Source organism: Thermoanaerobacterium sp. PSU-2, from assembly GCF_002102475.1.
In the GTDB taxonomy this organism is placed as follows: domain Bacteria; phylum Bacillota; class Thermoanaerobacteria; order Thermoanaerobacterales; family Thermoanaerobacteraceae; genus Thermoanaerobacterium.
On the sequence record NZ_MSQD01000026.1, the window covers coordinates 1 to 12,359 of the forward strand.

Sequence of the window (12,359 nt, forward strand, 5' to 3'; positions counted from 1 at the left end):
TCTTTATTCGCTCCTCAAAGAAGCGACGTATGTTAATATACCACGTTTTAAATTCTTATTCAAGCTTCATTAACTTTAATATAACACAATTACATATAAATAACTCGAGAATGCTTCAAAATGCTTCTATATACTATTGATTACACCTATCCAGTTCATCTCTAATAGATTTGAAGTCTTCCCAAGCAGGATACTTCTTCTCCGGATCTCTTAGAAGTGCCGCTGGATGATATGTGGCTATTATCTTCACGCCTTTCTTTTCAAACCACTGTCCTCTCATGACTGTTATCTTAAAATCTTTATCAATTATGGCTTTTGCAGCCGTAGCACCTAAGCATACTATGATTTTGGGAGCTATTATTGCAACTTGATTTCTAAGATATGGTAAACATGCATCTACTTCACTCTGAAGCGGCACTCTATTGTTAGGCGGCCTGCATTTTACAATATTGGCAATATATACATCTTCTCTTTTTAAATTTATTGCTTCCAGCATCTTATTTAGCAATTGCCCCGCTTTTCCTACAAAAGGACGTCCTTGCAAATCCTCGTCTCGTCCAGGTCCTTCACCTACAAACATGATTTTCGACTTTAAATTTCCTTCGCCAAACACAACATTATTTCTGACATTGTGCAGCGGACATTTGGTGCAATTCATACATTGCTCTATAAGTTCTTTCAGCGGTAATAGTGACATCAAAACCACCCTTTTCAGTAATTCCTTTTTTTGTATTTGTCTCTTTCTGTTTCATAAAGATTATTGCCATACATATCGATTGTGACAATTGCAGGGAAATCCACCACGGTAAAAAGATGTATGGCCTCCGGTCCCAAGTCTTCATAAGCCAAAACCTTTGAATCTACTACTCTTTCAGATAATAAAGCACCAGCGCCTCCTATAGCTGTAAAGTAAACGGCATGATACTTCATCATTGCCTCAACCACATCTTTGTTTCTATAGCCTTTTCCAATCATGCCTTTTAAACCAACCTCTAAAAGCTTTGGCGTATAAGCATCCATCCTTCCACTTGTTGTAGGTCCACAGCTTCCTACAACTTGACCAGGTTTTGCAGGGCAAGGTCCTACGTAGTAAATCACTTGATCTTTTACATCAACGGGCAATTTTCCCCCATTATTTAAAGATTCTATCATTCTTTTATGTGCTGCATCTCTTGCAGTAAGAACTTTGCCTGTAATCAATACAGTATCGCCAGCACGGAGATCTTTTACAATTTCTTCTATTAAAGGCGTATTTATCTTTTTATACATTTTCTCCTCCACATTTTATATGTTTATAATATAGCTGTAGCATGTCTCGTAACATGGCAGGATATATTTACAGCCACAGGTAGCATTGCTATATGGGTAGGATATTTTTCGATGTTTACTGCCAAAGCTGTTATCCTTCCTCCTAATCCTTGCGGTCCTATGCCAAGTCCGTTTATTTTTAATAAAAGTTCTTCTTCTAATGCCCTCACATCACTGTCACTGCTTCTTTGATCGATAGGCCTTAAAAGGGCTTTTTTAGCCAACAATGGTGCATACTCAAAATTGCCACCTATTCCAACGCCTACTACAAGCGGTGGACACGCATTGGGACCTGACGCTTCAACTGTATCAATTATAAACTTCTTTACCCCTTCAATGCCATCAGAAGGCTTCATCATCTTTAGTGCACTCATATTTTCACTTCCGGCTCCTTTGGGCGCAACTGTGATTTTCAGCTTGTCGCCATCTACAATATCATAATGCACAATCGGCGGTGTATTGTCATTTGTATTGATACGTACAAACGGATCCATCACAATTGATTTCCTTAAATACCCATTAAGATACCCCTCTTTAACACCGTTTTGTATAGCATCTTTTAATGTACCATCCACAATATGAACATCTTGTCCTACCTCAACGAAAATCACAGCTATGCCTGTGTCTTGACATATTGGCATTTCTTTTGCCTTGGCTATCTCAGCATTTTCAATTATACTAGTCAATATTTCTATTCCTGTTTCGCTAACTTCCTCGCGAATTTTCTCCTTCAGTGTATTTAACACATCGTCTGGCAAATTGTAATTAGCTTTAATGCACAAAAGCTCTACAGCCTTTTTTACATCATCTGCTTTTATTTCTCTCATAAGCACACCTCATTACTAAATAAAAAAGCTATACAATGTCATTAAAATAATAATACTACAACATTAGATTTTGCAAAAGGGTTTTACACATATATCATTTTTACTGTCATACCACCATGCCCACTTCCAGTCACTATTACAACTTTTCCATTAAAGTCTTTCCTGCAAATAATCCTTTCATTATATTCCAAAAATCTATTCAAACAGCCTTTCTATAAAAATATATTTCTCCGTTTTCTATTGAATAATCGATAAGTTTTTTATCTCTTAAATAGCTCAAAAATGCGGAAACCGATGAAAAATAAATATAATACTGGGTAAAATTTAATGGCAGATCATTTAATATTACTAAGTTTTGCAGCAATCCTTCCCTTGTATGAGGTTGTTCCAATAATTCCAGTATAATTTCAATATTATCTTCTATATTTGAAATATTTTTTTCTATCAGTGCATCAAGCTCATCCTTGTTAAGCACTCTATCTATGTGACTTATTACAAAATAGTCTGCATCAACCTCTTTTAACTTTTTTAAGGTTTCTACGCTTTTTTCTATATTAAACAAATATGGAAGTGAATATTTTTTTATTGTATCCTCACTAAATACGCTATCTCCCAAAAAACATACTCTATCGGGTGTAATGACACCGATTTGATCTATTGAATGCCCCACCAAAGATATTATATCAAATTTTTCATCGCCAATTTTTGAGATACCATAATCAAGGACAAAATCAACAGAAAATGTTTTATTAGTCGTATCAAGATCTCTTATTGGGCATGAAGAAAATAGTACCATATCTCTTAACTCTGGATTTTCTATATATAATCGCTCCTTATTTGATGTATAGATTTCGCATCCAGGGTACTGAGTCTTAAAGTACATATTACCGCCGCAGTGGTCCATGTGATTGTGAGTATTTATAATATATTTGGGATGTAAACCACCTTCTGCTAATACATTGTCGATCTTTCTTGCTTGCCCATTGTTTATACCGGTATCTACTAATAGACAATTTTTGTTTTTATAGGAATAAACACCTATATTTGTAGGATTATCGATGTAGTACGTATTTCTATTTATCTTATTTAAATTCATGCGATTACCCCCAAAAATCACATCATTACATGATAATTTTACACCTTTTATCAAGCCAGTTCAAAGGAAAAGCCCCATGATACCCATCATGAGGCTTTTAGACTACTTTTATATCTCTTTTTCTAAATTCTTCTTTTATCTCTTCTATTTTTGATGTGTCAGGAGGATTTATTCCCTTCAAACTATATGGTATCCCAAGTGCCTCATATTTATACACACCCATTTTGTGGTACGGAAGTATCTCAACTCTATCTACATTTTTCAACGATGAAACGAAATCAGCCAATTTCTTTATCTCTTCCATATCATCTGTTATTCCAGGCACTATTACATGCCTTATCCACATTTTTTTGCCTTCATCAGAAAGGTATTTTGCAAACTCCAAAGTCTTTCTATTCGAAGCTCCTGTAAGCTTTTTATGGCCTTCATCATCAATGTGTTTTATATCAAGCAAAAAAAGATCGGTGTATTTTACAAGTCCTTTCACTTTATCTATATTCACATATCCTGAGGTGTCTAATGCCGTGTGTATGACAGATGCTTTAAGCTTTTTAAATAGATCTTCGCAAAATTCAGGTTGCAATGTAGGTTCTCCACCTGTCAGCGTCACACCACCACCTGATGCCTTCATGTAAGGTATATATCTTATTGCATCATTAAATATTTCATCTGTCGATACTTCTTTACCACCGCTATAATCCCATGTGTCAGGGTTATGGCAATAAGCGCACCTTAAAGGACAGCCTTGCATAAAGACTACATACCTTATGCCAGGCCCATCTACAGTACCACATGTTTCTATTGAATGTATTTTCCCCATAACCATGACACATCACCTTTACATAAAATTTGAATTACATGGATTCGTGGAACGTGCGGGATATGACCTCCAATTGTTGTTCTCTCGTCAATTTATTGAAGTTGACAGCATACCCTGAAACCCTAATAGTAAGCTGTGGATATTTCTCAGGATGCTCCATAGCATCAAGCAGCATGTCTCTGTTTAAAACGTTGATATTTATATGGTGTCCTGCATTAAATGCGTATCCATCTAATAGTCCCACAAGATTATTAATTTTATCTTCGTCATCTTTGCCAAGTGCATTTGGTACAATCGTAAATGTATATGATATACCATCTAACGAGCTGTCATAAGGTATTTTTGATACTGAATTCATTGATGCTATGGCACCTTTTGTATCTCTGCCATGCATTGGGTTTGCACCTGGCGCAAAAGGTTCTCCTGCCTTTCTTCCGTCAGGCGTTGCACCTGTCTTCTTGCCGTACACAACATTTGATGTAATTGTCAAAACAGACAGTGTTGGTATAGAGTTTCTGTAAGTCTTATGCTTCTTAAGCTTATTCATAAATCTTTCCACAATGTCAACTGCTATTGAGTCAACCCTGTCATCGTCATTGCCAAACTTAGGGAAATCACCTTCCACTTCGTAATCTACCGCTATGCCATTTTCATCTCTTATGGCTTTTACTTTGGCATACTTTATGGCACTTAAAGAATCTGCCGCAACAGAAAGACCTGCGATTCCAAACGCCATCGTCCTTACGATATCTCTATCATGCAAAGCCATAAGGGATCTTTCATAAGCGTATTTATCGTGCATGTAGTGTATTATATTCATAGCCTTAACATACACTTTCGCAAGCCACTCCAGCATATTGTCGTATGCTGCCATTACCTCATCGTAATCTAAATATTCAGACGTTATAGGATTAAATTTTGGTGCCACTTGTGTTTTATACCTTTCATCGACACCGCCATTTATGGCATATAGTAGCGCCTTCGCAAGATTCGCCCTTGCTCCAAAAAATTGCATCTGTTCTCCCGTCTTCATGGCTGATACACAGCAAGCAATACTGTAGTCATCATTGTATATTGGCCTCATTAAGTCGTCATTTTCATATTGAATAGAGCTGGTATCTATAGATACCTTGGCACAAAACCTTTTAAAGTTTTCAGGAAGATTTTTAGACCATAAAACTGTCAAGTTTGGCTCAGGTGCAGGACCTAAATTATACAATGTGTTTAGAATCCTGAATGAATTTTTAGTTACAAGAGGTCTTCCGTCTACGCCTACACCGCCAATTGATTCGGTGACCCAAACAGGATCGCCGCTAAATAGCTCATTGTAATCAGGAGTCCTTAAGAACCTTACCATTCTAAGCTTCATGACAAAGTGATCCATTAACTCTTGCGCCTGTTTCTCTGTCAATGTACCTTCTTTAAGATCTCTTTCAATGTATATGTCAAGAAAAGTAGATACTCTGCCCAGCGACATAGCCGCACCGTTTTGTTCCTTTATAGCAGCAAGGAAGGCAAAGTATGTCCACTGCACAGCTTCTTTTGCATTTTTTGCAGGTTTTGATATATCATAGCCATACTTTAAAGCCATTTCCTTCATTTCGTTTAACGCTTTTATCTGTTCTGTCAGTTCTTCTCTCAATCGAATAGTTGCTTCATCAAATTCATCGTAATCAAGTTCAAGTTTTTCTTTTTCCTTTTCTTCTATGAGTCTGTCTATTCCGTAAAGTGCGACTCGCCTGTAATCCCCAATAATTCTTCCTCTGCCATACGCATCTGGAAGACCTGTTATTATACCGGCATGTCTTGCTGCCCTTATTTCCGGAGTATATGCATCAAACACACCATCATTGTGGGTCTTTCTGTACTTCGTAAATATTTCTTCTACTTTTGGGTCGACTTTATATCCATAAGCCTCACAAGCTTTTTTGACCATCCTTATGCCACCATAAGGCATTATAGCTCTTTTAAGAGGTTTGTCTGTCTGCAATCCAACTATTTCCTCAAGATCTTTGTCTATATACCCCGCATCGTGGGATGTTATAGACGATACAGTTTTTGTATCGATATCTAATACACCTTTTTTTAATTCTTCCTTCATTAGCTCGAGAACTTTATTCCAAAGCTTAATAGTCTTTTCTGTAGGTCCCTCTAAAAAGCTGTCATCACCTTCGTATAACGTGTAATTTTTCTGTATGAAATCTTGAACGTCAATAGTCTTTTGCCACTTGCCCTCCTGAAACCCGCGCCATTCGCTAATCATCTTTATTCCCCCTAATGATTTATTATGGTTTTATTATAGCTGTTTTGTTCTTTGTAGTCAATATACTGTATACACTTCAGAAAATTTATTATCTTGAAACATCAACCTCATTGTATCACTATCAAAGTGTAAAAAATATGACATATATCACATTTTGATACAAATTTTATGTTTTTGGGATATAATTTAGTAAGGAGCACAGTTATACTGTTTAGGAGGAATCTAAGATGCCAAAGATGAGAATAGATAAGCTTTTATCAAATATGGGATATGGCACAAGGAAAGAGATTAAAAATTTTATAAAAGAAGGCCTTGTTTCAATAAATGATGTGATAATCAATGACCCTGGTTTTGCAATACAACCTGACAAAGACGTCATCACATTTAGAAGTGAAAAAGTCTTATACAAAGAATACATATATATAATGATGAACAAACCCAAAGGCGTCATCTGCGCAACTTATGACCCATCAGAAAGAACCGTTGTAGACCTTTTGCCACACCATATAAAATCAAGAAAGGTCTTTCCAGCAGGAAGACTTGACAAAGACACAGAAGGATTGCTTTTAATCACAAATGACGGAGAACTGTCACATAAGCTTTTATCGCCAAAAAAGCATGTTTTTAAAAAATACTATGCAGAAGTTTTAGGCTTTATCGACGAAGATGACGTGTCTTTGTTTTCAGAAGGCATATTATTAGACGATGGTTATAAGACTATGCCTGCAAAACTGGAAATAATATCTTCAGGCACTATCTCAAAAGTAAATATCTCAATCAGAGAGGGGAAATATCATCAAATAAAAAGAATGTTTGAAGCGATAGGCTCGAAGGTCATCTACTTAAAAAGGCTTTCAATAGGTCAATTAAAATTAGATGAAAATTTAAAAGAAGGGGAATGGCGGGAATTAAATGAAGAAGAAATAAAATTGCTTAAGTCAATTGAATAGCTATTTCAATTGACCAGTTGCACAGTGGGATATCATAATCGATATAAGGCTTTCAGCTCCTTCATTGCTATTTACGCCATCTTCCGTTATGCCATCACTGCAGCCTCCACTATCTTCGTCGTATAAGCTTAACCCTTTTGAGTTTTTTCCGTAAAACCATTTGTCACAGTCTATGGCCCTTTTTTTGTATTTTTCGTCGCCTGTCAATTTATAAGCATCTATATACATGAGAGCCATCGTATACGCTTCTACAGGCTGTTCATCATATTCTGCAATGTCTTTGCCTTTTCTATACCATCCTTTGCATCCAACAGCTTTAAAATAGCCGTTTTTAAAGCAAACACTATCCAAAAAATCGACTGTCTTTAAAGCGACATCCAGAATTTTTTCATCTTTAGCGATTGAAAAATACTTTAAAAGCGATAATGGAATGATTCCATTATCGTATGACACTACATCTTCAAACCACTGCCAATCTTCACTTGAATTTTTTTCGTACCCCTCAATGATATTGTACGCCAATTTATCCATCTTTTTTCTGACAAAATCTTTGTCTAAATTCTTAAAAGAATTGTAAACATAGTATAAGCCTATCAAGGTGTATGCTTTACCTCTGATGTAATTTAGAGTATCCACTAAAGGCAGTGATTTCTCAATCATCTTATACGCAGACAACTTTACCCTTTCATCTATATCTGCATTTATTAAATACCCTAAAGCCCAAATGCACCTGCCAAAACAATCTTCTGAAAAATCTTCATCAATAAATTTCCTATCGAAAGACATGAAATTTCTAAAATGTCCGTCTTGTTCTTGTGCGTACATCAAAAATGACAAGTATTTTTTGATAAGGTCAATATACACATCATCTTTGTACTTTTCATACATCATAGTACAGGCTATCAAAGCCCTTCCATTGTCGTCCGTCGTATACCCATATTTAGGATTAGGGACAGAGCCAATAGAGTGCTGCATCATACCTGTATCATCTGTCAGTATAAACAAATGGTTAAACATTTTTTTGCCGTCCACAGTACGTCCCTCCTTGTTTATACTGCTGCTTTTGCATCATCCTCTAAATCTTCAAATATTCTCAAGAACAATTCAACATATTCTAATGCAACGTTGTCCCACATCATCGTTTTTCCATAAACTTTTATCTTCTCCTCCATGATTTGCTTTTCGTGGGGATTTTCTATGGCAAAATTTATGCAGTTTGCTATAGAATCAGGATTTTTAAATTCCGCCAACAATCCCCTTCCATCGCTTAAAATTTCTTCAGCGTATTTGTATGGTGTTGACACAACTAATTTTCCTAAGCCTGCAGCATATGCCAATGTTCCACTAACCGCTTGTTCTCTGCCAATGTATGGCGTCAAATATACATCAGAAAGCTTTAAGTATTCTACGATCTCCCTTTTTGTCAGATATTTATTGACAAACTTTACATTGTCGTTTAGATTTAGCTCATTTACCTTCCTTACAAGAAAATCTCTGTAAACTTCCCCATCTGACTTGACTATATTAGGATGTGTCTGACCCAATATAAGGTACAATATATCAGGATATTTTTCCTTAACTTTTGCTATGGCTTCTATGCCATATTCTAACCCTTTTCCAGGACTTATCAGTCCAAATGTGCTTACGACGAATTTTCCTGCATCAATGTTGTATTTCTTTCTCAAACTTTCACTGGACAGCGTTGGCAGATTTGGAACTCCGTGAGGCAATACTACGATTTTTCTTTCATCAACACCATATAAATTGACAAGAAGTGGAATTGTGTTTTTGGCCATAGTGACAACTCTTTTGCTCTTTGTACACAATTCTTTTAAAATGTGCTTTTGCTTATCAAGTGGGTTAGACAATATCGTATGAAGAGTTACGACATAAGGCACTTTTAAATTGTCTACAAGGTCTAAAATATATTCGCCCCACTCACCGCCGTAAATTCCATATTCATGCTCGATGACTAACAAATCAATTAATGAATCATTTAATTTATTCGCAAGTTCTAAATAGCTATTTCGGTCGTGTTGCTTAAGCCTATAAATAACATCATCACCATAATCATATTCTTTATCGTCTATCGCAATCACTTTTGGTTCATTTATAATTTTAATATCTTTAAGCTCATTTACCAAATCTTGTGTAAATGTAGCTATGCCGCATTCTCTCGGCGGAAATGTACTCAAAAACGAAATGTTTATTTCTTTATTCTTTACCATTCATAACACCTCCATCAACTTACAGCATAATCGTTAATGTCATTTGCATAAACTTCATCTTCAATTTTCCTCATGCCATCTATCACGCTATTTGAAGCTACGACAGCATTTATCAAATTTACATTTCCTTTGACTTTGACATTGTCCCATAAAACACTGTGTCTTATGATGCTGTTAGGACCTATACGCGTATTATCGCCTATAATCGCATACGGACCTATCTCTGCTTTGGCATCTATTTTGACGTTACTTCCTATAAAAACAGGCTCAACAATTTTTACAGAATTATCGATTGTGATTTTTCTACGCTTAGTATCATGATCATTTATGTCAACGTATTTGCAATACTTTTTTAATATGTCAAAGTGGACTTTTTTGTACTTTTCAATTGTTCCTATGTCTATCCAATACCCGTCATACCTATACGCAGCCATTTTATAACCTTTTGATAAAAGTTTTGGATATGTATCCCTTTCTATCGATACCACTTCATCTTTGGGGATTTCATTTAATAGCTGCGGTTCAAACACGTATATTCCTGCATTTATCCATTTTGAATTAGTCTCGTATGGTTTTGGTTTTTCTTTAAACGCTGTAATGTAATCATTATCGTCATATTCTATCACGCCGTATTGCGAGGGATCCTCTACTTTAGTCATTGCAATAGTAGCTAATGCTTTTTTTGACTTGTGATGCTCCACAAGACTTCTAATATCGATATCACATATAATATCTGAATTTAGCACTAAGAAAGTATCGTCGAAAAATTCCTCAGCATTTTTTATAGCTCCGCCTGTTCCCAGCGGTATGTCTTCTTTGATGAATGAAACTTTTACCCCTAATTTTTCACCATTTTTAAAATAATTCTCAATATGATTAGATTTATAGCATGTGCTTATTACAACTTCGTCTACACCTTGATTCTTAAGTCTTAAAATGGTAGATTCTAATAATGGTCTACCCATTATTGGTACCATAGGTTTAGGAAGAAAATTCGTCAGAGGTCTTAGCCTTGTACCTAATCCTCCTGCCAGCAATAATGCTTTCATTCGAATTCCCCCTTCGTCAATATTTAGTTTTTGTTTAACAATTAGAATTTATAAACGTGTCGCAATCAAAGTACAATGTGAGTTAAATGTGAAGATACATCAGTAGTATTAGCACTCTATATAAACGGCTGCTAACAATTAAAATTATAATCCTTTTAATTCCATAAGTCAAGAGGGTCAAAGGATTGTAAACGTTAAAAGACTTTATACAAAACCTCCATCTACAGTCAATACTTGACCTGTTATAAATGAAGATTGATCCGATAGCAAAAAAACCACTGCCTTAGCGACTTCATCTGGCATCCCAAGCCTTTCGAGAGAAGTTCTTGTCGACAGATATTTAAGTGTATCATCTGACAAGTCTTTATTCATGTCTGTTTCGATTACCCCAGGTGCAACACAATTAACTCTTATATTTGATGGTCCCAATTCTTTTGCCAATGCTTTTGTAAAAGCTATAATAGCACCCTTTGAAGCAGAATATGGCACTTCACAAGATGCGCCGTATATTCCCCACATGGATGAAACATTCACAATAGCACCTTTTTTACTTTTTAACATGTACTTTAAAGCGCTTTGCGTACAATTAAACATGCCATTTAAATTCACATCCATCATGTATCTCCAATCTTCTGCTGATACATCCATAAAAGGCTTAATTTGTGAAACACCAGCATTGTTGACCAAATAATCTATGCGACCAAATCTATCAACTACATTTTTCATCATCGTTTCTACTTCTTCTCTATTTCTAATGTCTGCTTTAAATACATCTGCATATCCTAAGTTACTTTTTATATAATTCTTTAAACTACATGCACTATCGTAATCTGTATTGTAATGAATTGCCACACATCCACCTAATTTTGCTACTTCTTTACATATAGATGAACCAATGCCTCCAGAACCACCTGTAACAACGACAACTTTTCCACTGAACATAAAAACATCTCCTTTAATAAATTAAGCCGCTTATAGATAGGTTATACAAAAGTAAAACAAAAATCAATAGAAAAAAAGTGTATGAAGCACTCATACACCTTTTGTGGTTATTTTTTTATGGCCTCTACTGTATTTTTTGTAGTGCTATAAAGGCCAGATGCTCCAAGACCCATGGCAGTTCCCAGTAGTATTCCTTTTAAAATATCGCCGGGAGCTATGTAAAGTATTCCTAAAGCTATTCCAAATATCAACGAAATCAATGCTGAATATTTTTTAGGTAAGCCAATTTGTTTTACTACCTCTACCAAACCTATTATCAAAGGTATCAACGACACGTCGTAAACATCCATAATAAAATCCCCCTAAATAAATATTTCTAATAACATTATATTTTGTCCCGCATCTTTTAAGACATGAAATTAAAAAGGCATATTTAAAAAATACTTAATAAAAAAAATCAACAAATAAGATAAAATAAAAAAGATCCCATTGACTGGAATCTTGATATCACTGGAGCGGATGACGGGATTCGAACCCGCGGTCCTCGGCTTGGGAAGCCGATGCTCTACCACTGAGCCACATCCGCAAAATATTCTTTTTTAAATACAAAAATGGCTCCTCAGGTAGGGCTCGAACCTACAACCTACCGGTTAACAGCCGGTTGCTCCACCATTGAGCTACTGAGGAATATATTATCCGGCAGCGACCTACTCTCCCGAGAAATCAGTACCATCGGCGCTGGAGGGCTTCACTTCCGTGTTCGGTATGGGAACGGGTTTTTAACCTCCGCTATTGCCACCGGAAATCTTTCGTTCATTTTCTTTGCATATTCTTCTGAAAAAATCTTATCAACGCTCACAAATTTCGCTTATCAAA

12 protein-coding genes, 2 tRNA genes and 1 rRNA gene are annotated in these 12,359 nt (G+C 35.8%); 1 reads left to right on the forward strand and 14 read right to left on the reverse strand.

Annotated features, from left to right (window positions below; genetic code table 11):
• Nucleotides 1-133: 133 nt before the first annotated feature.
• The 6 genes from BVF91_RS12755 to pflB all read right to left on the reverse strand — a co-directional run bounded on the left by BVF91_RS12755 (nucleotide 134) and on the right by pflB (nucleotide 6,314).
• On the reverse strand, nucleotides 134-697 hold the full coding sequence (locus BVF91_RS12755; protein ID WP_085113734.1) for a uracil-DNA glycosylase: 564 nt from the start codon (nucleotides 695-697) through the stop codon (nucleotides 134-136).
• A 14-nt stretch (nucleotides 698-711) separates the two neighbouring features.
• Entirely contained in the window at nucleotides 712-1,269 is a 558-nt protein-coding gene (locus BVF91_RS12760) for a Fe-S-containing hydro-lyase (RefSeq protein WP_085113735.1), read from the reverse strand.
• Between the two features lie 23 nt (nucleotides 1,270-1,292).
• Nucleotides 1,293-2,135, reverse strand: coding sequence for a fumarate hydratase (locus BVF91_RS12765; RefSeq protein ID WP_085113736.1), 843 nt, complete (start codon nucleotides 2,133-2,135; stop codon nucleotides 1,293-1,295).
• Between the two features lie 199 nt (nucleotides 2,136-2,334).
• Nucleotides 2,335-3,231 (reverse strand): MBL fold metallo-hydrolase, encoded by an 897-nt coding sequence (locus BVF91_RS12770; RefSeq protein WP_085113737.1) that lies wholly within the window; start codon nucleotides 3,229-3,231, stop codon nucleotides 2,335-2,337.
• A 97-nt stretch (nucleotides 3,232-3,328) separates the two neighbouring features.
• Nucleotides 3,329-4,057, reverse strand: coding sequence for a pyruvate formate-lyase-activating protein (pflA, locus tag BVF91_RS12775; RefSeq protein WP_085113738.1), 729 nt, complete (start codon nucleotides 4,055-4,057; stop codon nucleotides 3,329-3,331).
• Between the two features lie 28 nt (nucleotides 4,058-4,085).
• Entirely contained in the window at nucleotides 4,086-6,314 is a 2,229-nt protein-coding gene (gene pflB, locus BVF91_RS12780; RefSeq protein WP_085113739.1) for a formate C-acetyltransferase, read from the reverse strand.
• Nucleotides 6,315-6,541: 227 nt separating this feature from the next.
• Between pflB and BVF91_RS12785 the strand changes: the two genes are divergently transcribed.
• Nucleotides 6,542-7,264, forward strand: a complete 723-nt coding sequence (locus BVF91_RS12785) for a pseudouridine synthase (RefSeq protein WP_085113740.1) — start codon at nucleotides 6,542-6,544, stop codon at nucleotides 7,262-7,264.
• On the opposite strand, the gene BVF91_RS12790 is transcribed toward BVF91_RS12785, so the two are convergent.
• The 8 genes from BVF91_RS12790 to rrf form a co-directional block, all read right to left on the reverse strand.
• A complete protein-coding gene (locus tag BVF91_RS12790) occupies nucleotides 7,265-8,296 on the reverse strand; it encodes a beta-L-arabinofuranosidase domain-containing protein (RefSeq protein WP_085113741.1) in 1,032 nt (343 codons plus the stop codon). It abuts the gene before it with no gap.
• Nucleotides 8,297-8,313: 17 nt separating this feature from the next.
• On the reverse strand, nucleotides 8,314-9,492 hold the full coding sequence (locus BVF91_RS12795) for a glycosyltransferase family 4 protein (protein WP_085113742.1): 1,179 nt from the start codon (nucleotides 9,490-9,492) through the stop codon (nucleotides 8,314-8,316).
• Nucleotides 9,493-9,506: 14 nt separating this feature from the next.
• On the reverse strand, nucleotides 9,507-10,541 hold the full coding sequence (locus BVF91_RS12800; protein ID WP_085113743.1) for a nucleotidyltransferase family protein: 1,035 nt from the start codon (nucleotides 10,539-10,541) through the stop codon (nucleotides 9,507-9,509).
• 204 nt (nucleotides 10,542-10,745) lie between these two features.
• Nucleotides 10,746-11,483: an elongation factor P 5-aminopentanone reductase gene (gene ymfI / locus BVF91_RS12805; RefSeq protein ID WP_085113744.1), complete on the reverse strand. Its 738-nt coding sequence runs from the start codon at nucleotides 11,481-11,483 to the stop codon at nucleotides 10,746-10,748.
• A 107-nt stretch (nucleotides 11,484-11,590) separates the two neighbouring features.
• Nucleotides 11,591-11,833, reverse strand: a complete 243-nt coding sequence (locus BVF91_RS12810) for a hypothetical protein (RefSeq protein ID WP_013786882.1) — start codon at nucleotides 11,831-11,833, stop codon at nucleotides 11,591-11,593.
• A 161-nt stretch (nucleotides 11,834-11,994) separates the two neighbouring features.
• Nucleotides 11,995-12,069, reverse strand: a tRNA-Gly gene (locus BVF91_RS12815).
• A 26-nt stretch (nucleotides 12,070-12,095) separates the two neighbouring features.
• Nucleotides 12,096-12,170, reverse strand: a tRNA-Asn gene (locus BVF91_RS12820).
• Nucleotides 12,171-12,177: 7 nt separating this feature from the next.
• Nucleotides 12,178-12,286 (reverse strand): 5S ribosomal RNA (gene rrf / locus BVF91_RS12825).
• Nucleotides 12,287-12,359: the final 73 nt, after the last annotated feature.